A 25,979-nucleotide genomic window follows, 5' to 3' on the forward strand; every position below is an offset into this window, starting at 1 on the left:
ATTTCATCCTTAAAACGAAAACATCCCGCTGACTATGGATGCAGGCGGGACGACAATCCCGGCGCCTGCGGCACCGGGCAAAGACGCGGAGATCGGGGCGGGCAGTCGTGCTGCCCACTCCTGCTCCGCCTGACAAATTTACTGAACGATCTGGGACAGCTCGCCGGTGCTGTACTGGCGGGCGATTTCCTGCAAAGGAATGGCCTTGATCTTGGAGGCCTGACCGGCGGCGCCGAACTGCTGGTAGCGGGCCACGCACACTTTCTTGGCGGCTTCGCGAGCAGGTTTCAGGTATTCGCGTGGGTCGAATTTCTCGGGGTTTTCGAACAGGAAACGACGGATGGCGGCGGTCATGGCCAAGCGGATATCGGTGTCGATATTAACCTTGCGAACACCGTACTTGATGGCTTCCTGAATTTCTTCCACAGGCACGCCGTAGGTTTCTTTCATGTTGCCACCGAACTGGCGGATTTCAGCCAGCAGTTCCTGAGGCACGCTGGAGCTGCCGTGCATGACCAGGTGAGTATTGGGCAAACGACGGTGAATTTCTTTCACGCGCTCGATGGACAGAATGTCACCGGTAGGCTTGCGGGTGAACTTGTAAGCACCGTGGCTGGTACCGATAGCAATGGCCAGTGCGTCCAGTTGAGTGCGTGTCACAAATTCAGCAGCCTGCTCGGGGTCGGTCAACAACTGATCCAGGGTCAGAACGCCGTCAGCGCCGTGGCCGTCTTCCTTGTCGCCCTGCATGGTTTCCAGGGAACCCAGGCAGCCCAGTTCGCCTTCAACCGTCACGCCCAGCTTGTGAGCCATTTCGACCACTTTGCGGGTAACTTCCACGTTGTATTCAAAATCGGCAATGGTCTTGCCGTCGGGCAGCAAGGAGCCGTCCATCATCACGCTGGAGAAACCCAGTTCGATGGCGCCTTTGCAAATCTCGGGGGACTGACCGTGGTCCTGATGCATCACCACAGGGATGTTGGGGTAGGACTCGACAGCCGCTTCGATCAAGTGACGCAGAAATGCTTCGCCTGCGTATTTACGGGCGCCAGCCGATGCCTGCATGATGACGGGGCTGTCCGTCTCCGAGGCGGCTTCCATAATGGCCTGGACCTGCTCCAGGTTATTGACGTTGAACGCTGGAATACCATAACCGTGCTCGGCCGCGTGATCGAGCAGCTGGCGCATGGAAACTAGGGCCATGAGAAGACCTCCTGAAGACTAAAATAATTGAAAAACTTGGCCGGGCACGGTTCCGTGCACAGCCGATTGTTTGTAAGCGTATTAACTGGCGGTCCGACGCGCCGACTTGGGGCGAAACGCATTGACCACATGCTCGTGAGTTTGTGCGTAAGGCCCACCAATCAGGTCGATGCAATACGGGACTGCTGCAAAAATACCCGGCACCAATACTTGTCCGGTTTCTGAATCCCGTAATCCTTCCAGAGTTTCCTGAATGGCTTTGGGCTGCCCAGGCAGATTGATAATCAGAGCAGCGTGGTCCTGAATTTCTCGGATGACCGCAACTTGCCGCGACAAAATCGCTGTTGGTACGAATTTTAAACTGATTTGACGCATCTGTTCACCGAAACCGGGCATTTCGCGCGTTCCAGCATCCAGAGTGGCCTCCGGCGTCACGTCGCGACGCGCCGGACCAGTGCCGCCCGTGGTCAAAATCAGGTCGCAACCCGCTTCCACCAAGTCGATCAAAGTGTCGGTAATCTGGGCACGCTCGTCAGGAATCAGCCGTTCCAGATAGGCAGGCGCTACCGTCAAGGCGGAGTCCAGCCAGCTGCGCAGCGCCGGTAAGCCTTGATCCTGGTACTGTCCGCTGGAGGCGCGATCCGAAACCGACACCAAGCCGATACGCAATTGATCCGGATGCTCGCGGGGAGACTGTCGATTGAATGTCATGCTTTTCCTTGGAAGCGAAATAAACTACAGGCCCTGAACGGGCCTGCCAATAGCACGATTGTAACGAATCGCAGTGGGGCTTAAATACAACGGCCGCCGTCTACTTCGATGCACGTGCCAGTAATGAACTCGGCCTCGTCCGAGGCCAGATACAGCGCTGCCGCTGCCACGTCCTTGGGTGTACAAAAACGTCCCAGCGGAATTCCTGCCAGAAAACGGCTGCGGTTTTCCGGCGTATCGGGCATACCCATGAACTGTTCCAGCAACGCCGTGTCACCAATCACCGGATTAATGCAATTCACCCGGATGTTATCCGGCCCCAACTCGGCCGCCATACCCTTGCTGATCGTTACCACCGCGCCTTTGGTGCCGTTGTACCAGACCAATCCGGGGCGCGGACGCAAGGCAGCGGTCGACGCAATATTGATGAAAGAACCCGAACCTTGAGCCCGCAGATAGGGCACAAAGTGCTTCGCGGTCCAGTAAATGCTTTTCACGTTGACGGCATAGACCAGATCGAACTCGCTTTCGCTGACCTCCAGCAATGGCTTGTTGCGATGCGTGGTGCCCGCATTGTTCACCACAATATGCAGCCCGCCGCATTCGCGCAGGGCAATATCCAACAGGGCATGAACTTCGTCCCCTTGCGAGACATCGCAAGCGGCAAAAATGGCCTGACCACCCTGTATCTGAATCTGGGCTGCTGCGGCCTGCCCTTGCTCTGCATTCAGGTCGGCAATCAGTACACGCGCTCCTTCGCGTGCAAAGCGCTGCGCAATGCCCAGGCCAAAGCCCGATGCACCGCCCGTCACGATAGCCACTTTGTCTTGCAATCGCATGTTTGTCTCCTTCTGCTTTTTTATATAGAAATGGCGGCTTTGCGCCGCCATCGGTGAAACCTGTTTAGCGTTCAGCTGCCATGCTGCCAGAAAACCGGAGCCGCCACAGCCGCGCTTACCCCTAAATACCCCTACGATCAGCTGGCCGCATGACGTAGCGCAACCGTTTTCAGGGAAGTCAGGGCGTACAAGGCCTCAAAGCCCTTCTCGCGGCCTATGCCGGACTGGCCGGTTCCACCAAAAGGCAGTTCCACCCCACCTGCCGCACCGTAATTATTCACAAAGACCTGCCCGGCTCGCAGTTGCCGGGCCATACGCACTTGACGAGCCCCGTCGCGGGTCCAGACCCCGGCCACCAGACTGTAAGGCGTGCCATTGGCCATGGAGATGGCTTCTTCCTCTGTACCGAAGGGCTGAGCCACCAGAACAGGGCCGAAGATTTCCTCCTGGGCCAGACGATGCTCAACAGGCACATGGCCCAATAAAACAGGCACTTGGTAAAAGCCGCCTGCTGGGGCCTTGGAATCCAGCTTGCCTTGCGCCAGCACCACAATGCCGTCCTGGTCCAGATTTTCCAGATAGGAACGCACCCGCGCTTGCTGCTGCGCGCTGATCAGGGGCCCGCAATCCAGATTGTCGCTGGCTGCCCCGGTCAGCAGCGCCTTGAAGGCTTCGGCCAGACGCTCGGTAAAGTCACCATAAATAGCGCGCTGAATCAGCACTCGACTCCCTGCCGAGCAGGTCTGGCCTGCGTTCTGCACAATCGCATTGACCACAACCGGCAAAGCAGCATCCAGATCCGCATCCGAGAACACGATTTGCGGAGACTTGCCACCCAGCTCCAAAGTGACCGGCACAAAATTCTGGGCTGCTTGCAAGGCCACCTGACGGCCCGTGCCGGGAGAGCCGGTAAAAGAAATGTGATTGATATCCGGATGAGCGGACAGAGCCTGCCCGGCTTCACTCCCCAGCCCCGTGCAGATATTCAGCACTCCCGCTGGTAAACCTGCTTCGTGCAACAGCTCGGCCACGCGCAGCAAGGACAGGCTGGCATCCTCTGCTGGTTTCACCACGCAGGTATTACCCGCAGCCAGGGACGCGGCTACGCTGCGCCCGAAGATCTGCAAGGGGTAATTCCAGGGGATGATGTGCGCGGTAACGCCCAAGGGTTCACGCAAGGTAAAGGCCGTCATCTCCCAGCCCAGCGGAATGGTTTGACCATGCAACTTGTCCACCGCGCCCGCATAGAACTCAAAATAGCGGACAATGGCAGCAGCATCGGACTGGGCCTGACGCAAAGGCTTGCCGGTATCGCGAGACTCCAGCCGCGCCAGCTCCTCTCGGGCATCAGACAAAGTTCGAGCGCAACGCAACAATAACTGGCTGCGCTGAGCGGCAGTCAGGCGGCTCCACGGCCCCTGGCTGGCACGTCGGGCGGCCTGTACGGCCCAATCAATATCCACCTCGGACGATTGTGCCAAGCGGGCGAAGGTCTCGCCTGTGGAGGGGTCGATAACCGGTAGCAAACCACCGCCCTCCGCGCCAAGTTGCTGTCCGTCAATCCAATTGCGACACTCCATGACCGCCTCCAATGCTATTGTTATCTCAGCCAATCGAGCCCTGCTCGAGATCATTCTACTCAAGGACTTGCTGCTTTGGACTCTCGACAACGTACTTTGCTCTTAGCGGGCGCTGGCGATCTGGGCACCCGCACCGGGAAGCTGGCCCGCCATCACGAATGGCCGGTGATCGGCCTGCGCCGCCACATCCCCCTGGACGATCACAGCGGAATTGAATGGGTGGAAGCCGATTTGAGCGAGCCCACCTCCCTGCGCCTGAAACACCGCAAAATCACCCACGTACTTTACGCTGTCTCTCCCGACCAGCGTAGCCAGGCTGCTTATGAGCGGGTATTTCTGCACGGTCTGGAAAACCTGCTCAACGAGCTGGACCTGAAAGCCCTGAAACGCTTTGTCTTTGTATCGTCCAGCGCCGTCTACGGGCCGAGCACTGAATGGGTGGACGAGAACTCGCCCACAGAGCCTACGCAATTCAATGGCCGAGTACTGCTGGAGGCCGAGCAGCTGCTGCACCACCGCATCCCGGCCCAAGCCGTCGTCATCCGCCCAAGCGGCCTGTACGGGCCAGGACGCACCCAATTGCTGGACCGCCTGCGTGAAGGCCGTGCCACCGTGCCGGACGATCCGGAGCACTGGGCCAACCGTCTGCATATTGAAGACGCCGCGCGTGCCTGCTGGCACCTGCTGCGTACTCCCGCGCCCTTCCCCTGCTATATAGGCACGGATAGCCGCCCTTATCGGATTACTGAACTGTATGACGGACTGGCAGATCTGCTGGAGGTAGCCCACCCCGAACGGCGTCAGTCCAATGAAGGGGGCAAACGCCTGAGCAACCAGCGACTGCTGGACAGCGGCTTTCAGCTGGACTGGCCGGATGCGATGCAAGGGTATGCTCAGTTGATTAAAGATGGGGCTTAAGCTTTCAGACCAAACAAAAAAGCCAGCCAACTTTCGTTGACTGGCTTTTTCCTACGAAGCAAAGACCAGCTTAAGCCTTGTCTTCCAACGCAGCCACGGCTGGCAAACGCTTGCCTTCCAGGAATTCCAGGAATGCACCGCCGCCGGTGGAGATGTAGTCCACATCTTCGCCGATATTGAACTGGGCAATCGCGGCCAGTGTGTCGCCACCGCCAGCAATCGAGAAGGCCTTGGAGCCTGCAATCGCACGCGACAGGGTTTCCGTGCCTTGTGCGAACGCCGGGAACTCGAACACGCCCAGAGGGCCGTTCCAGACCACGGTGCCAGCCTTGGCGATGATGTCAGCGATCTGCTGAGCTGTTTGCGGGCCCACATCCAGAATCATGTCATCGTCCTGAACCTGATCAGCAGTCTTGATTTCAGCCGCTGCATCAGCTGCAAAGGACTTGGCGCACACCACATCCACAGGGATAGGCACTTCTGCACCGCGCTCTTTCATGATGCGGATCACTTCGCGGGCTTCTTCCAGCTGGCTTTCTTCCACCAGAGATTTGCCCACGGACAGGCCGCTGGCCATCATGAAGGTATTGGCAATGCCGCCACCGACCACCAGTTGGTCAACCTTTTCAGCCAAAGCGCGCAGGATGGACAGTTTGGTGGACACCTTGGCACCACCCACAATCGCGACCAGAGGACGTGCAGGCTGATTCAGGGCACGGCCCAGGGCCTTCAACTCGGCTTCCAGCAAGGGACCGGCGCAAGCCACGGGGGCAAAGCGGGCGATACCTTCGGTAGTCGCTTCAGCACGGTGAGCCGTACCGAAAGCGTCGTTTACGTAAACGTCACACAAGGCTGCCATTTTACGAGCCAACTCGGGATCGTTCTTCTTCTCACCCACATTGCAGCGGCAGTTCTCCAGCAAGACCACCTGACCGGGCGACACTTGCACGCCATCCAGCCAATTGCGACGCAGCTCAACGGGCATGCCCAGCAACTCGGACAAACGTTGCACCACTGGCTCCAGCGAATCCACAGGCTGGCACTCGCCTTCTTTGGGGCGACCCAGGTGAGACGTGACCATTACTGCTGCGCCGGCATCCAGCGCCATGCGAATGGCAGGCACCGAGGCACGCACGCGCGTATCTTCGGTAATACGTCCGTCTTGCAGGGGGACATTCAGATCAGAGCGGATAAATACCCGCTTGCCTCGCAGCGCGTCCGTTTCGGCCAGCGCAGACAAGGTCTTGATGCTTGTAGACATGATTTTTTGTTCTGGGAATTAACGTGACAGGGGCGGGAAATCCCGCCCCTGCTATTCAGATCTTACTTGGCCGACATCAGTGCGATGGTGCTGTCGAGCATACGAATGGAGAAAGCCCATTCGTTGTCGTACCAGGCAGCCACTTTGACCATATTGCCGCCAGTCACTTTGGTCAGCAGGGAATCAACCGTGCTGGAAGCGGTGGTGTGGTTGAAGTCGATGGAAACCAGAGGTTCGGTGCAGTAGTCCAGAATGCCCTTCATGGCGCCTTCCGACGCTGCCTTCAGAATGCCATTCACTTCCTCAACGCTGGTGTTGCGGCTGGCCACGAAAGTCAGGTCAACCATGGACACGTTGATGGTGGGAACGCGCACGGCGTAACCGTCCAGCTTGCCATTCAGTTCTGGCAGCACCAGACCCACGGCAGCCGCCGCGCCGGTCTTGGTGGGGATCATGCTGCTGGTGGCCGAACGAGCACGGCGCATGTCCTTGTGACGCACGTCGGTCAGGACCTGGTCGTTGGTGTAAGCGTGGATGGTGGTCATCAGACCGCTGACCACACCCAGTTCCTTGTGCAAGGGAGCAACCAGGGGAGCCAGGCAGTTGGTGGTGCACGATGCGTTGGAGATAACGGTATCGGTGCTCTTCAGAATGTCATGGTTCACGCCGTACACGATGGTAGCGTCCACATCCTTGCCACCGGGGGCCGAGATGATGACTTTCTTGGCACCGGCTTGAATATGCTCACCGGCCTTTTCCTTGGTGGTGAAAGCGCCGGTACATTCCAGCACCACGTCCACACCCAGCTCAGCCCAAGGCAGGGTCAGCGCATCGCGCTGGCTCAACAGGCGGATACGGTCGCCGTTGACCACCAGATGATCGCCATCCAGCGACACATCAGCGTTGAAACGGCCATGCACGGAGTCATAGCGAGTCAGGTGTTCGTTGATCTCGGCACCGCCCGAGGCGTTGATGGCCACGATCTCGATATCGTGTTTTTTGCCGTACTCGTAGTGGGCACGCAAGATCATGCGGCCGATACGACCATAACCATTGATTGCGACGCGAATCGTCATGTCAGACTCCAATTACAAAATTTCTTGAACGGCCGCAGCGACCTTCTCTGCTGTCAGACCAAAATGCTTGAACAGGACGCCAGCCGGGGCGGATTCGCCGTAAGTATCGATACCCACTACAGCGCCTTCCAGGCCCACGTACTTGAACCACAGACCTGTGGTACCGGCTTCAACCGCAACACGCGGGATGCCGGGTGTCAGGACCTGATCACGCCACTGCTTGTCCTGCGCGTCGAACAGGTTGGTACAAGGCATGGACACGACACGGGTCGCAATACCTTGCTGAGCCAGCTGCTCCTGTGCTTGCAGCGCCAAACCCACTTCCGAGCCAGTTGCCATGATGATGGCGCGCGCATCTTGCGCATCACGCAGCACGTAGCCACCACGACGGATGTTCTGGATGGTTTGCGCATCGCGCTCGACGAAAGGCAGATTCTGGCGCGACAAGAGCAAGGCGCTAGGACCACCGTCCTGTACGTCCATACCGATGCTGATAGGACGCTCGACCGAGCAAGCCCAGGCCACCGCCGTTTCCGTGGTGTCGCAAGGACGCCAGACATGCAGGTTGGGGATCAAACGCAGGCTGTTGGCGTGCTCGATGGACTGGTGTGTAGGACCGTCTTCGCCCAGACCGATGGAGTCGTGGGTGAATACGTGCACAACACGCTGCTTCATCAAGGCAGCCATACGGATGGCGTTGCGCGAGTAGTCGGAGAAAGTCAGGAAGGTACCGCCAAAAGGCAGGTAACCACCGTGCAGAGCCAGACCATTCATGATGGCGGCCATACCGAATTCACGCACACCGTAGTTGATGTGGCGGCCAAAATGCACACCGTCGGCGTGGGCGCGAACGGCTTCGGCACCCTTCCAATCGGTGAAATTCGAGCCGGTCAGGTCAGCCGAACCACCCAGCATTTCTGGCAGCACATTGACCAAGGCGCTGATGGCCAATTGCGAGGCTTTACGCGACGCAATGGTTTCGGCCTTCTGAGCGGTTTCTTCAATAAAGGCCTGTACTTTAGCGCTGTAGTCGGCAGGCAGCTCGCCTTTCAGACGGCGAGTCAGCTCTGCGGCCAGTTCAGGGTAAGCCTGGCTGTAAGCGTCAAAGCGCTTTTGCCATTCCGCTTGCTGGGCGCCGCCTTTTTCGCGGCAATCCCAACCTTGGTAGACTTCCTGAGGAATTTCAAACGGTCCGTGGTTCCAGTCCAGTGCTGCACGGGTGGCGGCAATTTCATCAGCGCCCAGTGGGGCACCGTGAACCTTCTCGGAACCGGCGGCGTTAGGAGCACCCTTGCCGATCACGGTACGGCAGCAAATCAGGGTAGGACCCGTGCCCTCTTTCGCGTTGCGGCGAGCCTGTTCAATCGCGCTATTGATCGACGCGGCATCGTGGCCGTCAACCGCGCGGATCACGTTCCAGCCGTAGCTTTCAAAACGGGCGGGCGTATCGTCACCAAACCAGTTCTCGACCTTACCGTCGATGGAAATGCCGTTGTCGTCGTACATCACGACCAGCTTGGACAGTTTCCAGGTACCGGCCAAGGAGCAAGCCTCGTGCGAGATACCTTCCATCAAACAGCCGTCGCCAGCGAAAACCCAGGTCAGGTGGTCGACCACTTCATGGCCTTCGCGGTTGAACTCGCGCGCCAACAAGGCTTCAGCCAATGCGAAGCCAACAGCATTGCCCAAACCCTGTCCCAAAGGACCTGTGGTGGTTTCCACGCCCGCGGTAATACCCACTTCAGGGTGGCCGGGAGTGCGCGAATGCATCTGACGGAAGTTGCGCAGCTCGTCCATGGGCAGGTCGTAGCCACTAAGGTGCAACAAAGCGTAGATCAGCATGGAACCGTGGCCGTTTGACAACACAAAACGGTCGCGATCAAACCAGGCAGGGTCGGCAGGGTTGTGTTTCAGGTGCCGGGACCAGAGAACCTGGGCGATATCGGCCATGCCCATGGGCGCACCGGGGTGGCCCGAATTAGCTTGTTGCACGGCATCCATAGACAAGGCACGGATGGCATTGGCTAGGGTTTTATCAGAGGCTGACGCAATATCCATTAGAAGCTCATTGGGGCGGCGGCGCGACAATTCCGACAGGCGGACGGCTCACGGCCCTGATTAGTTTATAAAACGCGCTATTTTAGCATTGCTGGCGCTAAATCGCCCCCACTTGAGCTGGGGCCTTGCGCTTTCTTCCCCAAGCCTGGGTACGGTATGCTTGTGCGGTTTTTTATGCTTGATGGTGTCTTGATATGGCAGCTCCCCGTTTCTACCACCCCCTGGACTTGACGGCCCAGACCGAGATCGCCCTGCCCGAGGCTCTGGCGCATCACGCTATCCGGGTGCTGCGTTTGAAGGACGGTCAGGACATTGTCCTGTTTGACGGGCGCGGAACCCAGTACCCCGCCACCTTGCGCATTGATGGCAAGAAAGGGTTTGCCAGCCTGGGCGATGCCCAAACACCTGTCCGCGAGCTGGCCGGTCGTATAACGGTGCTGCAAGGCATTGCCTCCAGCGACAAGATGGACTGGATTATTGAAAAAGCCGTGGAAATGGGCGTCAGCCGCTTTGTGCCGATTCGCGCACAACGTAGCGTGCTGCAACTGAACGCGGAGCGGCAGGCCAAGCGCATGGGCCATTGGCAAAGAGTGATTGAGTCGGCCAGCGAGCAGTGTGGTCGCAACCGCTTGATGGAACTGTCAGCGCCGCTGACATTGGCCGAATACTTCCGCGAGGCGGAAACTGGCCTGCATCTGTTCTGTGATCCCGATGCGCCCCAGCAATTGGCGCAAGCCATCGGACCGCAAGATCAGGCCATGACTATCTTGATTGGCCCCGAAGGCGGGTGGTCGCCCGAAGAGCAGAAGGTGGCACTGGGTGCCCAGGCTCAGGCGATTCGTTTCGGGCACCGCGTGCTGCGAACCGAAACCGCCGCCTTGGCGCTGACAGCAGCGATCAGCGCCTTGCAAGGCTGGGAATAAGGCTTATTCTTCGTCCTGGCTGGAGTAGGAAGCAGGGGTCTCACCCGGTTCAGGGTCAGGATGCTTGCCAGCGTGCAGAACGACACATACAAAACGGCGCTCGTTGTTCGAGGCCCAGGCATGCACATCTTCACACACGCCCAAAATAGCCTGGGCGTCTTTTTCCAATGCAGGATCACCACTGTGCAGATTGTCCAGCCACAGGGCCAGGCCTGCTTTCTGATCCAGCACGGTGTCACACAGGCAATCGTAGAGCGCATCCAGATTGCCACCAAAAAACTCAGGGTAATCGACAGCCTTGGCGACTGCTCGCAGCACAGCGGAACGATTGCGCGCACGATCGCAACTTACTTCCAGGGCGGTAAGCCCCTGGTCCTGTGCCTGCTCCAGAAAATCAGCAGCCGTCAGGCCCGTTGCGTCGAGCACACCGCCTTGTTGCAAAGCTTCTTGCAAAGTCAGGGATTGGCTCATCAGGACGCTTCCTTAAAAAACGCTAACACTTCTTCACGACGACTCATGGTATCGGTCTTTCCTAACTCGATCAGCTCTTGGGTGTAGCCGGACTCGAATAACAAATATGAAATTAATGCACCGCCTGTGGTCGGACCGGACTTTGAAGATACACCAAGTACTCGAAATAAGGTACGTGCAGCAGTTGGCATCTGATGAATATGCCGAGTGGCAATTTCATCCAGCGAGCGGCTGGGGGTGATGGCAAACGTGCTGACAGGACGCAGCGATTGGCTTTGTAATACATTTGCAGGCATATAGGCAAGCAATGTATTGATGCGTTCCATACGCTCAATATCCGTTGACACACTATCGAGGAATATGTTGGATAAAGCATAGCCACTGATCTGCGCCAAAGAGGGGTATGGCGGATCCCTGGATTCCTGTTCGTGATAGGTGTTGTCGGCGTACCCGGTACCCACAATCAGCACCTTGTGCGCTCCCAGATGAATGGCCGGACTGATGGGTGCCAACTGACGCATCGTCCCGTCCCCGCACCACTGGGTTTGCCTGCCCACTTGCAGAGACTGAGCCGGAAACATGAAGGGAATGGCGCTGGAAGCCATCAGGTGGTCCACCCCGATGACACCGGGGATGGCACGGCGCAGATTGCGCGTCCAGGGGCGAATACGCTCGTCAGACTGATAGAAAGTCAGGTGCTCACCGGTGGTATAGGCCGCTGCCGTAATCGCCAGCGCGCCCACATGCTGCTGGGCCAGATTGCGCTGCAAGCGGTCGAAGTCCAGGCTCTCTTCCAGCAGGTCGCGCAGGGGCGAATTATCCAGCATGGAGTGCGGCACATGGTCACGCAGACGCGGTGCCAGCCAGCCCAAGGCCAGCGTGGCCACCCAGTGCACACTGGTCGCCAGTAACTGCAAAGGGTCAGCATGAAAGATATCGTTGGTGCGCAACGAGCCCCACAGCTGTTGTATATGGTCTACAGCCTCATGAGGCCTGTCGGCGCGGCACGCCAATCCGGCAGCGTTGATGGAGCCTGCCGAAGAGCCACAAATAATATCGAAGGGATTGCGAAACTGAGGGTTGCGATCAGGGTCCAGCAGCTCCAGCAAACCGGCCAGCACCCCGGCCTGATACGCACCGCGCGCCCCGCCCCCATTCAGGACCAATGCCACTGGAGCGGGAGAGCGCTGGATCATGGTAGGTATCAGCCTTCAGTAGCGACGTTGGCATCCACTACCGTGACCGCCGTCATATTGACGATACGGCGCACCGATGAAGTGGACGTCATGATGTGAACCGGTGCTCGTGCCCCCAACAGGAAGGGGCCGATTGCCACGTTACCACCGGCAGCCGTCTTGAGCAGGTTGTAGGCAATATTGCCTGCCTCCACGTTCGGGCACACCAGCAAGTTCGCCTCGCCAGTCAGGGCCGAGGTGGGCAGGATTTGATGGCGGGCCTTTTCATCCAGTGCGCAGTCGCCGTGCATTTCCCCGTCCACTTCCAGGCTGGGGTCCAGCTTGCGCACACGCTCCAGCGCACCCCGCATGGTGACGGCGGCAGGCGAATCATTGGTGCCGAAGTTGGAGCTGGACAGCAAGGCCACCTTGGGTTCGATATTGAACTGACGCATCTTGCGAGCCGCGGCCAAGGTGATCTCGGCCACCTGGTCCGAATCGGGATCGTGGTTCACGTGCGTGTCCGTCAAGGCCACGGTACGCTCGCTAAGCAGCAGAATATTCATGGCCGCATACGTTTCCACGCCGGGAGCCTTGCCAATCACCTGATCGACCAGTTCCAGATGGTTCTCATAGCGCCCCACGGTGCCGCAGATCATGCCGTCGGCATCACCCAGGTGCAGCATCATGGCGCCGATCAAGGTTGGGCGACGACGCATTTCCACACGCGCCATCTCTTTACTGATACCGCGACGGGACATGATTTCCCAATAGCTGGTCCAGTAACGGTGGAAACGATCATCCTGCTCGGGGTTGGTCACTTCCACATCAATGCCCAGACGCAGGCGCAGGCCATAGCGTTCAATACGCTGCTGCAGGACAGCCGGACGCCCCACCAGAATCGGGCTGGCCAAACCTTCATCCACAATAATCTGCACGGCGCGCAATACACGCTCGTCCTCACCCTCGGTAAAGACCACACGGGACTTGGCGCCGTCCTGCACCAGGCCACGGGCCAGCGAATAGATGGGCTTCATGAAGGAGCCGGACTTGTAGACGAACTGACGCAGCTGATAGATATAGCTTTTCAAGTCCGCTATCGGACGCGTCGCCACGCCCTCGTCCATCGCCGCCTTGGCAACGGCAGGCGCAATGCGCACGATCAGGCGTGAATCAAACGGACGGGGAATAAAGAAGGATGGGCCAAAAGAAACCTCCTCCAGACCATAAGCAGCGGCTACGCCTTCATCCTGCTCTTCACGCGCCAACTGACAAATAGCCAGCACAGCGGCTTTCTCCATGCCGCGCGTGATCGTGGTGGCTCCCACATCCAGTGCACCACGGAAGATATAAGGGAAGCACAGCACATTATTGACCTGATTCGGGTAATCCGAACGGCCGGTTGCCATGACCACATCGTCACGCACAGCGTGGGCATCTTCAGGCAGGATCTCGGGATTGGGATTGGCCAAGGCCAGAATCAGGGGCCGGGGAGCCATTTTCTTCAACATCTCGGGCTTGAGCACGCCACCGGCGGACAGGCCCAGAAAGACATCGGCCCCCTCAATCACATCATTCAGGATGCGGGCGTCGGTCTGCTTGGCAAAGCGGGCCAGCTCGGGCACGGGATTGCCAGGACGACCTTCGTACAACACGCCATCAATATCCGTAACCCAGACATTTTCCAGCGGCAGCCCCATATCAATCATCAGGTCCAGGCAAGCCAGCGCGGCCGCACCGGCCCCCGAAGTCACCACTTTGACCTGCTTGATGTCTTTTTCCACCACGCTCAGGCCATTCAGAAAGGCGGCCGTCACACAAATGGCGGTGCCATGCTGGTCGTCGTGGAAAACAGGAATGCTCATGCGTTGGCGCAGCTTGCGCTCCACTTCGAAACATTCGGGTGCTTTGATGTCTTCCAGATTGATACCGCCAAAGGTCGGCTCCAGACCGGCAATAATGTCCACCAGCTTGTCTGGGTCGGTTTCATTGATCTCGATATCAAAGACATCCAGACCCGCAAAGCTCTTGAACAGCACGGCCTTGCCTTCCATGACCGGCTTGGAAGCCAGCGCGCCAATATTGCCCAGGCCCAGCACAGCGGTGCCGTTGGAAATCACCCCAACCAGATTGCCCCGACCGGTGTAGCGAAAGGCATTTTGCGGGTCGTTGACGATTTCCTCACACGCGGCCGCCACACCGGGCGAATAGGCCAGTGCCAGGTCGCGCTGGTTGGAGAGTTGCTTAGTCGGCGTGACCGATAACTTTCCGGGCCTGCCCTGCTCGTGATATTCCAGGGCTGCTTTCCGAAAATTGGCGTCCATGCTGTATACCCATCCAAAAATCCATTTAAAACGGACCGGGATCGCCAGAACGCTGCCATTGCCTGTCAGCGTGAATTCAAACAAGCACGTGGCTCGATACGCTGAATGCAGTTCTTGTCTCAGAAACCCCGGTCACCTTGCCTGGCCCTCAAGGGCAAAGCAAGGACCATTCTAGCCCTTGAGTTACAACATGGGTCAAGCACAGGCCAGGACAAACTTATAGCGTCTGGCCCGGATAGGAAAATCGGTCCGCTGGATCAAACAGAGCTTTGATGCGGCTATCCACATCCTGAGCTTGCCAGGGCTGCTCCTGATTCGGCCAGGACCAATCTTGCGGGTCCGAGCCGCTTAAAACGGCATCATCCAGCACCAGCCATTCCACCCAGGCCAAATCACCGCCGTGGCCCAGCATCAGATGAGCCAGATTGATGCCCTCGCCCTCAACCGGCTCCAGCGCATCCAGCCTATAGCGGCAAGGCCATTGCTCTTGTCTCAAGGCCTGCGTTTCGGATTCACCCATCAATTGAAACAGGGCCGGAATCAACTGCTGCATGCGCAGGCTATCAAGCGGGTTGCGGTTTTCCTGACCAAAGGGACCCAAGGCTGCCTGCGTGTTGTCAGCCAGAATGACCGAGCAGTGCAACACGCCCGACAAGGCGGTGCGACCGCTAGGCCAGTCATGCTGGCGTCGATCCGCCAGCCAGGCGGCCACGGTCATCCCGGCAGGCGCATTGGCCAGTCCTTGAAAACCTTTGGCTTCCATTTCACCCAGCAGACAGCCGGGCTGAACAAACCAGCGATTGGAATTCGGTTCCAGACGATCACAGCGGGCCATCTGCCGGCCTGGGGCCAGGACAATCATGGGGCCATCGGTTTCACTGGCCTGCGGCACGCCTTCCAGACACACCGTCACACCGTACTCGGCGGCCAGCGTCAACACCATATGCACGTCCGCACTGGAAGCGGGTTCCAGACGAGCCTGTTCATGATGCAGTTCAGCGCTGAGTTCGGACCATTCGCCCTGAACTCGGGCTTTCAGGCGCGAACAAAATGTCTGCCAAGCTGTTTGGGGAGGACGACGCCCCATCAAAAATGCACGCCGCGACGAAGAAACCATAGACTTTTCCTGCAACAAACCTAAACTTGAGTCTCACTGGCCCGCCGGTTTGCACCCCTACAGGGCACACGCACATGCCACAGCCACCTGACGCCCTTTTGAGCAAGGTCCTACAATACACTTTTTACCCGAGATTTGCCGTATGTCCCGCCTCGCCAGTCGTACCGAACATGTTCTTCCTTTTCATGCTGTTGAACTCTTCAAACAGGCTAATGCCCTGAAGGCCACGGGCCGCGACATTATCAGCCTGGGCATAGGCGAACCGGACTTCACCGCCCCGCAAGCCGTGGTCGATGCGCTGCATCAGGCCAGCAATCAGGGTTTGAGTCAGTACACCGCTCCTGCCGGTCTGACGGCTCTGCGCGAACGCATCGCCCTGTATTACGAGCAACAGTTCCAGGCCCGTGTCGACCCTTCGCGTATTGTGGTCACGGCCGGCGCATCCGGTGCCCTGTCTCTGGCTACGCTGGCTCTGATCAATCCTGGTGACGAAGTGCTGATGCCCGATCCGTCCTACCCGGCCAACCAGAACTTCATCATGGCAGCCGGTGGTACGGCCCGCCTGATCCCGGCCTCAGCGGACGAACGCTTTCAGCTAAGCGCCCAGCATATTCGCGAGCACTGGGGTCCCAAGACCCGCGGCGTTCTGATTGCGTCGCCCAACAATCCCACTGGCGCAACGATTTCCCGCCCTGCCCTGCAAGAACTGATCAAGGAAGTGCGCGTCCGTGACGGCTTCATCATCATGGACGAGATCTATCTGGGTCTGTTTTATGAAGAAGCGCCGCTCAGCGCCCTGACCCTGGATCAGGACATTATTGTTATCAATAGCTTTTCCAAGTACTTCCACATGACGGGCTGGCGTCTTGGCTGGTTGATCCTGCCCACCTGGATGACAGAAGCCTGCGAGCGCATGGCTGCCAGTCTGGCGATTTGCGCTCCTTCCCTGGCCCAACATGCCGCCCTGGCCTGCTTCGAGCCTGAAACCATGGCGATTTATGAAGAGCGTCGCCTGGCCTTCAAGCAACGTCGTGATTATCTGCTGCCCGAGCTGGAGCGTCTGGGCCTGCGCGTACCCGTGCGCCCGGATGGCGCTTTCTATATTTATACGGATATTCGTGAATACAGTCAGGACAGCGATGCCTTCTCGCAGCAACTGCTGCACGAAGCCGGAGTGGCCGCTGTGCCGGGCCGGGACTTCGGTACGGCCCACGCGCCTTATACCTTGCGCCTGTCCTACGCCACTGGCATGGACCGCTTGCAGGAAGCGATCAGTCGTCTGGGACAATTTCTGGGCCGCTAAGCCCGGCATCGTTTCAGTCCGCCGGGCAATGCCGCCCGACTCCAGTAAAGTATTTCGGGCCGCAAGGCCCGATTTCTTTTTCCATTCAGACCACTTAGCGTGCCCGGATCGGAATGCCCGAGGCCAAGGCAATACGGCGACGTTCAGCCAGCACCTTCGCGCCATAGCCGCCATCGCTAGGCCCGGTTGCGCCCACATAACAGGCAAGGCCACCTTCAAGAGACCCTCGGCGGCGAATACAGTCCGACAGAATCTGCGCACCCACCCGAATATTTGCCTCGGGGCTCAGCACGGCCAGCGTCCCTTCCATATAGATATCGAACTTCTCTTTATGGACTTTGGTCATCACCTGCATCAGGCCCTGCGCACCTACATGACTTTCCGCATAGGGGTTGTAGCGTGACTCAATGGCGATCACTGCCAGAATCAGTTGCGGGTCCAGGTTCTTTTCCTTGCCCACAATAAAAGCGGTGTGGATCAAGGCCCCCGCCACCGAATAGGCAATCTTGTACTTGCGCGCCAAATAGCTGCGCAAGGCCTGCTGCTGAGCCGCCGTGACGCCCGCAATGGGCTGCCCGGTGACCGAAGCACGCAGGTTCTTCATAAAGCCCTGATAAGTAGAGACAGCTTGCTGCTGTTCTGTCTGGCTCAAGTCCTCGCCCTCTTCGGACAGGTTGGGCTGTGTCTTGTCCGCTGGCCAGACCGCCTGGCTGTACGCATCGTATTTCACCGCCTCGGGGCGCAGGGTTTGCACGAGACCGGTATAAAGCTGGTTAAACTGAGCGCGCATCGACGGCACAACCACACAGGCTGCAATCGTCACCAGTACGGCAATGCCCAGGTACATGGCACACACGTGCACAAACTCACCGATGCGATACGTCAGGGTGCGGGCCGAGCGACTAAGTACATAGTCCATATCTTGGAAGCCCATGGGATCATCCTTAGTATTGCTAACTGCCCGATGTTAACCTTAGAACCTGTTCAAGGTCTTAACCAAAAATATCTGCAAGCGGAGCCCCGTTCTTCTGTGAAATACCGTGACTTGAGAGACTTTATTGCCCAGCTGGAAGCCAAGGGCGATCTGAAGCGGATTACGCAGCCAGTTTCCACCTCGCTGGAAATGACTGAAATCAGTGACCGGGTACTGCGTGCCGGTGGACCGGCACTTTTGTTTGAAAACGCCCAGCATCAAGGCGCCAAAGCCGCCATGCCTGTCCTGGCCAATTTGTTCGGCACGCCGCAACGCGTCGCCTGGGGCATGGGTGCACAGGATGTGTCGGCATTACGCGACACTGGCGAGCTGCTGGCCAATCTGAAAGAGCCGCAAGCCCCCACCGGGATGCGTGATGCGCTGTCCAAAGTGTCCATGCTCAAGTCCGCCCTGTGGGATATGAGCCCCAAGAGTGTCCGCTCTCCCGCGTGTCAGGAAGTGGTGCTGGAAGGCAAGGATGTGGACCTGAACCAGATCCCCTTGCAACTGTGCTGGCCCGGCGACGTGGCCCCCTTGCTGACGTGGGGCTTGGTGATTACCAAAGGCCCCCACGCCAAGCGTCAGAACCTGGGTATCTACCGTCAACAGCTGATTGGCCGTAACAAGCTCATCATGCGCTGGTTGTCCCACCGTGGCGGTGCCTTGGACTTCCGCGATCATGCACTGACCAACCCCGGCAAACCTTTCCCGATTGCCGTTGCCCTGGGCACCGACCCTGCCACCATTCTAGGTGCGGTCACCCCCGTGCCCGATAGTCTGTCCGAATACCAGTTTGCCGGTTTGCTGCGCGGCTCGCGCACCGAAGTGGCTAAAGCCCTGGGTAGCGACTTGTCTGTCCCCGCCTGGGCCGAGATTGTCCTGGAAGGGCATATCCTGCCCAGCAATCACCCGGATGCTCTGGCTCCCGAAGTCCCCGAAGGCATGAAGCCGCCCGCCGACAGCAGCTACGAAATGGCACTGGAAGGCCCTTACGGCGACCACACCGGCTACTACAACGAGCAGGACTGGTTCCCGGTCTTTACTGTCGAGCGCATCACCATGCGCCGCAACCCGATTTACCACAGCACCTACACCGGCAAACCGCCCGACGAGCCTGCCGTTCTAGGCGTTGCGCTGAACGAAGTCTTTGTGCCCCTGCTGCGTAAACAATTGCCTGAAATTGTGGACTTCTACCTGCCTCCCGAAGGCTGCAGCTACCGCCTGGCCGTGGTGTCCATACGCAAGCAATACGCAGGCCACGCCAAGCGCGTGATGTTTGGTGTCTGGAGCATCTTGCGCCAGTTCATGTACACCAAGTTCATCGTGGTGGTGGACGAGGATGTGAACACGCGCGACTGGAAGGAAGTGATCTGGGCCATGACCACCCGTATGGACCCGGTACGCGACACCGTGCTGGTGGAAAACACACCTATCGACTATCTGGACTTTGCCTCGCCCGTTTCGGGACTGGGCGGCAAGATGGGCATGGATGCCACCAATAAATGGCCCGGAGAAACCCAGCGCGAATGGGGTACCCCTATCCAGATGGATGAGTCCACCAAGAAAAAAGTGGACGATATGTGGAGTTCGCTGGGGCTGTAAGCCAGAACGCGCCTTCATCCGCCGCAGTCAAAAACAAACAAAGACCATCACCGCAACGGTGCATGGTCTTTGTTTTATTCTGCTCTTGAATGCGGGCCAGTCAACGCTACGCCCGAGGCCAGCATCAGGTCGGCAAGGCCAAAGGCTCCACCAGCTCAATCAGATACTCATCCGGGTCAAACACAAAGGCAATAGTGCGTTTACCGTGATTCATCTGTTTAGGTGGCGTCTTGATCCTGACGCCCTGCTTCTCCAGATAACGCACCGCCTGATGCACGTCCTGGACCATCAAAGCCAGATGACCAAAAGCCCCACCCTTCTCATACGGCTCTTTTTGATCCCAGTTCCAGGTCAGCTCCAGACTGGACTGTGTGCTCTGGTCAAAGCTGAGAAACACATTGGTGAAGCGGCCGGACTCATAGTCCGTGTGGCGCACCACATGCATACCCAGAATATCGCGGTAGAACGCCAGGGACCGCTCCAGATCCAGGACACGCAACATGACATGATCAAGGCCAAACTGTATTTGGGAAGTGCTCATAGCAAGGGGTAGAGGGTTGAAAATTGCAATGTAGCAAAACCGCCCTCCTTGCATCATGACCGCTCATCAAGGGTCCATGAGAAATACTCAAGCCTTACGCACTGGCTGCCATCAGCTCCAACGAGATTGTCTGGATGAATAAAGGCACACAGGGATTGGCATTGCTTTCCTGCCACATGATGTTGATGAAGGACTGCGGATGCTGGCCCGACAAGTCCAGATCAATCGCCACCAGATCACGGTGCACGTACTTGCGCAAGGACTGCGACAAAACGGCAATGCCGATATTGGCCGCCACCATGCTCATGATGCCGGTAATGGTGCTGGCTTCCTGCACGGAATTGGGATGAAAACCGGCATGTCGACACAGGGAATAGAAATAGCGCCGCCAGACCTGCCAATGCGTCTTGCTGCCCACCACAAAACGCTCATTGGCCAGTTCCACCAAGGGGATGGATTTTTCTTTTGCCAAAGGATGATCGCTCTGCAAAAGAACGATGGGATCATCACGACATACCGGCTTCCACAGCACGCCCAGTTCCTCGGGGTCATCAGAGAAAGCAAAGCCAAAGCCCAGATCCAGGCTGCCCTGCTGCAAGCCCTGAATTTGCTGCTGCGTGGGCATATATAACAAATCGGTTGTGATGTTCGAATACTGCTGCTTGAAGTGCTCCAGCGTTCTGGGCAGCACGTCCTGCACCGCATAGTCGTTATAGGCAATGATCAGGTGTCCGATATCGCCAAACTTGGCTTTCTGGGCCTGCTCGATACCGCGCTCCAGATGCACAAAAACCTGTTCGATTTCCTGCAGCAGTAAAAAGCCTGCCGCTGTGAGCTTGACCTGGCGGGTGCTGCGTTCAAACAGGTCCACCTGCAAATCATCCTCCAGTTTTTTGATGATGCGCGTCAGGCCCGGTTGCGTGATGTGCAGCAGCTCCGCCGCCTTCTTGAAATGCAACTGTTCGGCCACCGTTTTAAAGGCGCGCAGGTGATGCAAATCCAGGCGTGCGGGAATCATGGTTTCGCTCATATTTTAGATTGATAACATCGCGATCAATAATAGTGCGCGAATAGTGAATGGACAAGCAATTTGCAGAGGATTAGCTTATCTAGCACGCACTGGATGGCGCTTTGCAAGCATGCCAGGACCGGATGCCCAGCCCCACGGAAAGGAGGAACTCATCCTGTTGCAGCCGATGCTCTAGCCGAGCTTTCAACCAATACCAAGAAAAGATAGACACGTAGAAATAATAAAAAAACCAGCTACCCCCACAGGGTTTGATTTCAAGAAACAGATAGTCCCAATACTTGAGGAGACATAAGTATGCAAAGGGAAAGCACCGTGGCCGAATCGGAACATACCGATACAGGTCACATCAAGAAAGTAATGATGGGTTCAGCGGCCGGTACGATCGTTGAATGGTTTGACTTTGCCTTGTTCGGCTATATGGCCGTCTACATCGCACAAAACTTCTTCCCCTCGGAAGACAAGATGGCGGGCCTGCTGGCCACCTTTGCCGTATTTCTGGTGTCCTTTATTGTTCGCCCCCTGGGCGGCATCTACTTTGGCAGGCTGGGCGACCGCATTGGCCGCAAGAAGATTCTGGCCCTGACCGTCTTGCTGATGTCCGGGTCCACCGCCGCCATTGGTCTGATTCCAACCTATGAAAGCATTGGCATCTGGGCTCCGGTTCTGCTGATCATCATCCGCTGTATTCAGGGGCTGTCGGCCGGTGGCGAATATACGGGCGCCACCATCTACACCGTTGAACACAGCCCCATGAACAAACGCAACTCCTACGCCTGGGCCATGTCCGGTGCTACGTACTTTGCGTTTGCACTGGCAGCCGGGATCAGCGCTGGCCTGGCCGCCATTGTCGGCACCGAGGCCATGGGTGATTGGGGCTGGCGCACCATCTTCCTGCTGGCCATTCCCATGGGCATTGTGGCCTTCTTCATTCGGGATCATCTGGCCGAATCGCCCGAGTTCCAGCAGATGCGCGCGGAGAAAAAAGGTCAGCTCAGCTACAGCGCGTCTCAGGTCTTCAAGGCAGAGGGTTCCAATATTGTGAAACTGGGCGGCTTTATCGTGCTGTACGCCCTGTCCTTCTACATTTTCTCTACCTACATGAACACCTTCCTGCGCACGGTCATCGGCTTGTCCTCCGTCCAGTCCCTGACCGCGAACATGGTTGCCCTGTTGTTCGTCACCGCCCTGACCCCGATTGCCGGTGTGATTTCGGACCGGGTGGGTCGCCGTCGCATGATGCAATTTGCCGCTGTCTGGCATGCGCTGTTCACCATTCCGGCCTATATGATCGTCAGCAAGGGAGCTTCGTTGGAGGCCGCCATTTTCGGCATGCTGATTATCGGCATTGGTCAGGTGGCAGCCAGCGTGGTGGCCGTCACCCTGCTCTCGGAGATGTTCCCGACCGACATGCGCTATACCGCTTCGAGCATGTGCTACAACATCACCTTCGCAATTTTCGGGGGCACCGCACCTTACCTGGCCATCTGGCTGACGGCGCAAACAGGCAGCTATCTGGCTCCCGCGTTTTACGTCACGGTAGTCGCGGCTCTGTGCTTTTTCTGGGTGACGGTGCTGATGCCCGAAACCGCCAACAAGCCTTTGCGCCGCTACCACACCGAACCGGCTCATGATGCCAAACCGGCCGTCAGCATGGGCAAGGCAGGCGCCAGTTAAGCCTTCTTTATTCCCGCTGGTTTTCCGCAATCAACAGCCCTGTTTTACAGGGCTGTTTTTTTATGGAAAAAGAGCATTGATTTACATTAAAAGCAATTCACATAAAGCTGATTCTGCCCATACAGAAACAGTATTCCCATACCGGCTTCTATAGAATAGCCTTCTATAGCCCGCGTCAAATATAGACTCACCTCCTGCCTTAAGCAGACTGAAGAATGCGCTTGCACTGCCCAAGGGATTTGCACCATGACCACCATCAGCCTCACCGACGTAACCGTAAGCAGCGACGCCGACTCGCATGCCCAAGGGTGGCTGACGGTTCAATTCAGCAATGGCTACCGCATCCAGGCCTCCTGCCCCGAGAGTAATGACAACTGGGCTCAGGGAACCCGGCAGCTATGCAAGCCAGGACATCAAGACGGTCTGGTTCCCACACAGGTGGACGAGCTGCTGATGCAAGCGGCTGACGATGGCAGCTATGTCGTCTTGCAGGCCACTTTACCCAAGACCTCCATTCCCATGACTTACGCCCGGCCCGCTGACGAGCACGTTTATATGGAGCTGTCCCATAAACAGCAAAGCGTTTTCAGCGCAGATTTTCTGGCCATTGCCGCGATTATTTTCGGAGCCTTGTATGGTTTGAAATGGCTCTTTGAAAAGTACCTGCTGCCCAAACTATAAAAACGCAGCCCAAAAAAAACGTCCTGTAAAAACAGGACGCTTAAAAGAAAAAAGAAAACTACACCGCCAGAACTGAGCTGCTGTTTAAAAAGCGCTGCTGCAACTGACGCGCCTGCAAAAGCAAAACATCATCCTGGTGCGGCTTTCCAATCAACTGCAAACCCATAGGCAGCTTCTGGAAATACCCCAAAGGCAAGGACATCACCGGCAAACCCAGCAACTGCCAGGCACGACTCATGAAAGGTGCCCCCGTTCCTTCAGTTTTATAAGGCGCAACACCGGCTGCCGCAGGTGCCAGAATGAAATCCACCCCACTATCCTCAAACCACTGCAACATCGCCTGTTTGAGCGTGTCCGCTCTTTGCAAGGCTGCGATGTACTCCTTGTAGGGAAAAGCCAGACCCGTGCACATCAAGGACTGCATATGGGCGCTCAAGGTTTCATGCTGCTGTTGCTCGTACACCAGATTCCGGGCCACTTCATACGCCATGATCTGAGCATGCAAGGCCGTCAATTCAACAACGGCGTCCTGCAAGGGAAAATTCACCAGCGTATGCCCCTGTTCCGACAAATCCTGCTGGCAGGCCTGCAAGGTCTCCAGCATCTTGTCCTGAACGTCGCCCAGTGCCTGCCCGGAGAAAACACCGAACACACAAGCCGCCTGCGCCCCTGGCGTGCTTAGATTCAAGGGTTTGTGCAGCAGAATATTGCGCAGCAAAAGCGTGTCGAGCACATCGTTGCTGAGTATGCCCAGGGAGTCCAGAGACTGAGCCAGCGGCTGAATATTGCGCAAGGAAAACTCGTTCTTGCTGCCTACATAGCCAATGCAGCCGCAGTAGGATGCGGGCCGTATGACCGATGCCGCCGTCTGTGTGCCGAAGGCTACCGGCACCATGAAATCAGCCACGGCAGCGGCAGAGCCGCTGGACGAGCCGCCGGGTGTGCGTTCGGCATCATGCGGGTTATTCGTCTTGCCTGCCTGAAAGTAAGCAAACTCGGTCGTAACCGTCTTGCCCATCAAAATGCCGCCTGCCGCTTTCATCGCGGTCACGCAGGAAGCATCCATATCCGGAATCCGATCCTGGTGAATGGCCGAGCCCATTGTGGTGGGAATACCCGCCGTATCAATCACGTCCTTGACCGCAAAGGGCAGGCCCATCAAGGGCGAGGCCTTGTAAAAATCACTGCGGCTTTCGTACTCGGCCAGATAGTCGTCCTGATCAATCAGATACTGCCAGGCCCCAATCTTGTCATCGCGTATGGCAATGCGCTCATAAAAGGAGGCCACGATCTCCGGCAGACTGGCTTCGCCCGTATGCAGAGCATGCAGCAATTGATGCAAAGGCAGCTTAAACCACTGTCGTTTCATGCTGCCACTCCTTGAGAGCTTGCAATAAAGAGGCATCCACCGTCGCCACCCCACCACCAACACGGCCACGTTCTCCGGCACCGTCAATCATACCCAGCAGCACCAACGGCCCGGTATTACTGCCAATCACTTGCCCAAAATCGCTAATACCATTGCGCCCAGCCAGAAAGGGCAAGCGGGTTTTCAGGAACTTGTTTTGACGCGTCAGGTAGTCCGAGGGCAGAAAGGCGTGCAGATTCCTGGCGCTAATCCCGGCCAGATCCAGACACTGGCCACCCAGCCCTACAAAATCCACCACCGCACTATCACCCAAGGCTCCCAGCGCTTGTGCCTGCTCATTGCCCGGCTCTTTATTGCCGGCGATGACAGGAGCGTCCGTAACCAGCCAGGTCGTGGAACTGGCCAGTTGCAGACCAAAGCGCAAGCCATTGCCGCCGACCTTAACGATGGCATCCGCGCCATCCGCCGGCATCTGGTTTGCCAGAATCAAGGCACTGGCGGCCATCCAGTAATTCAAGGCCCAGGCCATCGCACCGTACAGAAAGCTCTGACTGGCGTCGTCATTAATGCCCCAGGAGACAATAATGTCGGCCAGTTGCCGGGAGCCATGCAGGGTACGAGCATGACCATCATCACCATTCAACAAGGAAGCCTGAACAATGGGAGCCAGATCTACCGGCCCCTGAAACTGTGCGGCCAACCGAGCGCCCAAATCCTGATGCAGCCAACGCAGATGCGGCACCATTTCATCGGCAAAAATACCCAGGCGGGTGCACCACTGCATGCCTTCATTCAGCACCGAGTACTTCTTGTTTTCGGGCTGATTACTGTCGCTGACCTCAATCAAATACATGGACGGCGTGACCACTCCGGCCAATGGCACCACCACGCCGTAATCCTGTGCAGGAGCCAGTTGCACGCCCCCTGCGTCCAGCAAGGCTTGCGCCTCTTGTTTGCTGGCCGCCCAACCCTCATACAAAATGCCGATCAGAACCGAATTTCTGATTGCGGCAGGCAGCTCCTGCGCATCCCGAAACGGTGGCCCGGCATGCAAGACCAGACGGCTTTGCGAGGGCAAAATGGATTGCATGGGCCGGACCCCAGTCCAGGCTGGCATCACGGCCTGCGTCTCTACATGCTGAGCCATATC

At 57.5% G+C, this 25,979-nt stretch carries 22 protein-coding genes; 6 read left to right on the forward strand and 16 right to left on the reverse strand.

Features of this window, described 5'->3' with window-relative positions; translation table 11 throughout:
- Positions 1–138 precede the first annotated feature (138 nt).
- From fba to U2949_RS04130, 4 genes are all read right to left on the reverse strand, one after another.
- A complete protein-coding gene (gene fba, locus U2949_RS04115; RefSeq protein WP_009455128.1) occupies positions 139–1,203 on the reverse strand; it encodes a class II fructose-bisphosphate aldolase in 1,065 nt (354 codons plus the stop codon).
- An 81-nt stretch (positions 1,204–1,284) separates the two neighbouring features.
- On the reverse strand, positions 1,285–1,914 hold the full coding sequence (mog, locus tag U2949_RS04120; protein WP_051316435.1) for a molybdopterin adenylyltransferase: 630 nt from the start codon (positions 1,912–1,914) through the stop codon (positions 1,285–1,287).
- Positions 1,915–1,994: 80 nt separating this feature from the next.
- The gene (locus tag U2949_RS04125) at positions 1,995–2,753 is read right to left on the reverse strand and encodes an SDR family oxidoreductase (protein WP_321286303.1); all 759 of its coding nucleotides are present in this window, start codon (positions 2,751–2,753) and stop codon (positions 1,995–1,997) included.
- 137 nt (positions 2,754–2,890) lie between these two features.
- Entirely contained in the window at positions 2,891–4,333 is a 1,443-nt protein-coding gene (locus tag U2949_RS04130) for an aldehyde dehydrogenase family protein (protein ID WP_026485140.1), read from the reverse strand.
- Positions 4,334–4,408: 75 nt separating this feature from the next.
- On the opposite strand from U2949_RS04130, the gene U2949_RS04135 reads away from it, so the two are divergent.
- Positions 4,409–5,251 carry an NAD-dependent epimerase/dehydratase family protein gene (locus U2949_RS04135; RefSeq protein WP_321286306.1) on the forward strand — a complete coding sequence of 281 codons (843 nt, stop codon included), beginning with the start codon at positions 4,409–4,411 and terminating at the stop codon, positions 5,249–5,251.
- Between the two features lie 70 nt (positions 5,252–5,321).
- Here U2949_RS04135 and U2949_RS04140 read toward each other — a convergent pair whose 3' ends face one another.
- The 3 genes from U2949_RS04140 to tkt all read right to left on the reverse strand — a co-directional run bounded on the left by U2949_RS04140 (position 5,322) and on the right by tkt (position 9,646).
- Positions 5,322–6,512 carry a phosphoglycerate kinase gene (locus U2949_RS04140; RefSeq protein WP_051316433.1) on the reverse strand — a complete coding sequence of 397 codons (1,191 nt, stop codon included), beginning with the start codon at positions 6,510–6,512 and terminating at the stop codon, positions 5,322–5,324.
- Positions 6,513–6,574: 62 nt separating this feature from the next.
- On the reverse strand, positions 6,575–7,588 hold the full coding sequence (gene gap / locus U2949_RS04145) for a type I glyceraldehyde-3-phosphate dehydrogenase (protein WP_009455139.1): 1,014 nt from the start codon (positions 7,586–7,588) through the stop codon (positions 6,575–6,577).
- 12 nt (positions 7,589–7,600) lie between these two features.
- The gene (tkt, locus tag U2949_RS04150) at positions 7,601–9,646 is read right to left on the reverse strand and encodes a transketolase (protein ID WP_321286310.1); all 2,046 of its coding nucleotides are present in this window, start codon (positions 9,644–9,646) and stop codon (positions 7,601–7,603) included.
- A 194-nt stretch (positions 9,647–9,840) separates the two neighbouring features.
- On the opposite strand from tkt, the gene U2949_RS04155 reads away from it, so the two are divergent.
- Positions 9,841–10,569: a 16S rRNA (uracil(1498)-N(3))-methyltransferase gene (locus U2949_RS04155; protein ID WP_009455141.1), complete on the forward strand. Its 729-nt coding sequence runs from the start codon at positions 9,841–9,843 to the stop codon at positions 10,567–10,569.
- Positions 10,570–10,572: 3 nt separating this feature from the next.
- Here the strand turns inward: U2949_RS04155 and U2949_RS04160 are convergent, their stop codons facing one another.
- From U2949_RS04160 to U2949_RS04175, 4 genes are all read right to left on the reverse strand, one after another.
- Positions 10,573–11,040, reverse strand: coding sequence for a barstar family protein (locus U2949_RS04160; RefSeq protein ID WP_009455142.1), 468 nt, complete (start codon positions 11,038–11,040; stop codon positions 10,573–10,575).
- A complete protein-coding gene (locus U2949_RS04165) occupies positions 11,040–12,236 on the reverse strand; it encodes a patatin-like phospholipase family protein (RefSeq protein ID WP_026485136.1) in 1,197 nt (398 codons plus the stop codon). Before U2949_RS04165 ends, U2949_RS04160 begins: the two co-directional genes overlap by 1 nt.
- Before the next feature lie 8 nt (positions 12,237–12,244).
- Complete coding sequence (locus U2949_RS04170; protein ID WP_026485135.1) at positions 12,245–14,539, reverse strand: NADP-dependent malic enzyme; 2,295 nt, start codon at positions 14,537–14,539, stop codon at positions 12,245–12,247.
- A gap of 217 nt (positions 14,540–14,756) precedes the next feature.
- A complete protein-coding gene (locus U2949_RS04175) occupies positions 14,757–15,656 on the reverse strand; it encodes a hypothetical protein (protein WP_026485134.1) in 900 nt (299 codons plus the stop codon).
- Between the two features lie 142 nt (positions 15,657–15,798).
- Here U2949_RS04175 and U2949_RS04180 point away from each other — a divergent pair, with 142 nt between their 5' ends.
- A complete protein-coding gene (locus U2949_RS04180; RefSeq protein ID WP_321286313.1) occupies positions 15,799–16,959 on the forward strand; it encodes a pyridoxal phosphate-dependent aminotransferase in 1,161 nt (386 codons plus the stop codon).
- Positions 16,960–17,053: 94 nt separating this feature from the next.
- Here the strand turns inward: U2949_RS04180 and U2949_RS04185 are convergent, their stop codons facing one another.
- On the reverse strand, positions 17,054–17,893 hold the full coding sequence (locus tag U2949_RS04185) for a lytic transglycosylase domain-containing protein (RefSeq protein WP_009455145.1): 840 nt from the start codon (positions 17,891–17,893) through the stop codon (positions 17,054–17,056).
- A 96-nt stretch (positions 17,894–17,989) separates the two neighbouring features.
- Between U2949_RS04185 and U2949_RS04190 the strand changes: the two genes are divergently transcribed.
- Positions 17,990–19,534: a UbiD family decarboxylase gene (locus U2949_RS04190; RefSeq protein ID WP_321286315.1), complete on the forward strand. Its 1,545-nt coding sequence runs from the start codon at positions 17,990–17,992 to the stop codon at positions 19,532–19,534.
- A 124-nt stretch (positions 19,535–19,658) separates the two neighbouring features.
- Here U2949_RS04190 and gloA read toward each other — a convergent pair whose 3' ends face one another.
- Together gloA and U2949_RS04200 are read right to left on the reverse strand one after the other, a co-directional pair.
- Entirely contained in the window at positions 19,659–20,132 is a 474-nt protein-coding gene (gloA, locus tag U2949_RS04195) for a lactoylglutathione lyase (protein WP_321286317.1), read from the reverse strand.
- A gap of 37 nt (positions 20,133–20,169) precedes the next feature.
- Complete coding sequence (locus U2949_RS04200; protein ID WP_321286320.1) at positions 20,170–21,093, reverse strand: LysR family transcriptional regulator; 924 nt, start codon at positions 21,091–21,093, stop codon at positions 20,170–20,172.
- Positions 21,094–21,399: 306 nt separating this feature from the next.
- On the opposite strand from U2949_RS04200, the gene U2949_RS04205 reads away from it, so the two are divergent.
- Both U2949_RS04205 and U2949_RS04210 read left to right on the forward strand, forming a co-directional pair.
- A complete protein-coding gene (locus U2949_RS04205) occupies positions 21,400–22,779 on the forward strand; it encodes an MFS transporter (RefSeq protein WP_321286322.1) in 1,380 nt (459 codons plus the stop codon).
- A gap of 246 nt (positions 22,780–23,025) precedes the next feature.
- Entirely contained in the window at positions 23,026–23,460 is a 435-nt protein-coding gene (locus tag U2949_RS04210; RefSeq protein WP_026485129.1) for a hypothetical protein, read from the forward strand.
- A gap of 58 nt (positions 23,461–23,518) precedes the next feature.
- On the opposite strand, the gene U2949_RS04215 is transcribed toward U2949_RS04210, so the two are convergent.
- Complete coding sequence (locus U2949_RS04215) at positions 23,519–24,829, reverse strand: amidase (protein ID WP_321286325.1); 1,311 nt, start codon at positions 24,827–24,829, stop codon at positions 23,519–23,521.
- Positions 24,810–25,976, reverse strand: a complete 1,167-nt coding sequence (locus U2949_RS04220; RefSeq protein ID WP_321286327.1) for an oxamate carbamoyltransferase subunit AllG family protein — start codon at positions 25,974–25,976, stop codon at positions 24,810–24,812. Before U2949_RS04220 ends, U2949_RS04215 begins: the two co-directional genes overlap by 20 nt.
- Between the last annotated feature and the right edge of the window lie 3 nt (positions 25,977–25,979).

The sequence above is a fragment of the Alcaligenes phenolicus genome, from assembly GCF_032063905.1.
Classification (GTDB): domain Bacteria; phylum Pseudomonadota; class Gammaproteobacteria; order Burkholderiales; family Burkholderiaceae_B; genus Alcaligenes; species Alcaligenes phenolicus.

What these genes read in the sequence shown, in the direction of transcription:
- U2949_RS04205 (WP_321286322.1), top strand. Translation starts at nt 21,400, where the DNA reads ATGCAAAGGGAAAGCACCGTGGCCGAATCGGAACATACCGATACAGGT.
- U2949_RS04175 (WP_026485134.1), bottom strand. Translation starts at nt 15,656, where the DNA reads ATGGTTTCTTCGTCGCGGCGTGCATTTTTGATGGGGCGTCGTCCTCCC.
- U2949_RS04180 (WP_321286313.1), top strand. Translation starts at nt 15,799, where the DNA reads ATGTCCCGCCTCGCCAGTCGTACCGAACATGTTCTTCCTTTTCATGCT.
- gloA (WP_321286317.1), bottom strand. Translation starts at nt 20,132, where the DNA reads ATGATGCAAGGAGGGCGGTTTTGCTACATTGCAATTTTCAACCCTCTA.
- U2949_RS04130 (WP_026485140.1), bottom strand. Translation starts at nt 4,333, where the DNA reads ATGGAGTGTCGCAATTGGATTGACGGACAGCAACTTGGCGCGGAGGGC.
- U2949_RS04160 (WP_009455142.1), bottom strand. Translation starts at nt 11,040, where the DNA reads ATGAGCCAATCCCTGACTTTGCAAGAAGCTTTGCAACAAGGCGGTGTG.
- U2949_RS04165 (WP_026485136.1), bottom strand. Translation starts at nt 12,236, where the DNA reads ATGATCCAGCGCTCTCCCGCTCCAGTGGCATTGGTCCTGAATGGGGGC.
- gap (WP_009455139.1), bottom strand. Translation starts at nt 7,588, where the DNA reads ATGACGATTCGCGTCGCAATCAATGGTTATGGTCGTATCGGCCGCATG.
- U2949_RS04140 (WP_051316433.1), bottom strand. Translation starts at nt 6,512, where the DNA reads ATGTCTACAAGCATCAAGACCTTGTCTGCGCTGGCCGAAACGGACGCG.
- tkt (WP_321286310.1), bottom strand. Translation starts at nt 9,646, where the DNA reads ATGGATATTGCGTCAGCCTCTGATAAAACCCTAGCCAATGCCATCCGT.
- U2949_RS04155 (WP_009455141.1), top strand. Translation starts at nt 9,841, where the DNA reads ATGGCAGCTCCCCGTTTCTACCACCCCCTGGACTTGACGGCCCAGACC.
- U2949_RS04220 (WP_321286327.1), bottom strand. Translation starts at nt 25,976, where the DNA reads ATGGCTCAGCATGTAGAGACGCAGGCCGTGATGCCAGCCTGGACTGGG.
- U2949_RS04185 (WP_009455145.1), bottom strand. Translation starts at nt 17,893, where the DNA reads ATGGGCTTCCAAGATATGGACTATGTACTTAGTCGCTCGGCCCGCACC.
- U2949_RS04210 (WP_026485129.1), top strand. Translation starts at nt 23,026, where the DNA reads ATGACCACCATCAGCCTCACCGACGTAACCGTAAGCAGCGACGCCGAC.
- fba (WP_009455128.1), bottom strand. Translation starts at nt 1,203, where the DNA reads ATGGCCCTAGTTTCCATGCGCCAGCTGCTCGATCACGCGGCCGAGCAC.
- U2949_RS04170 (WP_026485135.1), bottom strand. Translation starts at nt 14,539, where the DNA reads ATGGACGCCAATTTTCGGAAAGCAGCCCTGGAATATCACGAGCAGGGC.
- mog (WP_051316435.1), bottom strand. Translation starts at nt 1,914, where the DNA reads ATGACATTCAATCGACAGTCTCCCCGCGAGCATCCGGATCAATTGCGT.
- U2949_RS04125 (WP_321286303.1), bottom strand. Translation starts at nt 2,753, where the DNA reads ATGCGATTGCAAGACAAAGTGGCTATCGTGACGGGCGGTGCATCGGGC.
- U2949_RS04200 (WP_321286320.1), bottom strand. Translation starts at nt 21,093, where the DNA reads ATGATTCCCGCACGCCTGGATTTGCATCACCTGCGCGCCTTTAAAACG.
- U2949_RS04215 (WP_321286325.1), bottom strand. Translation starts at nt 24,829, where the DNA reads ATGAAACGACAGTGGTTTAAGCTGCCTTTGCATCAATTGCTGCATGCT.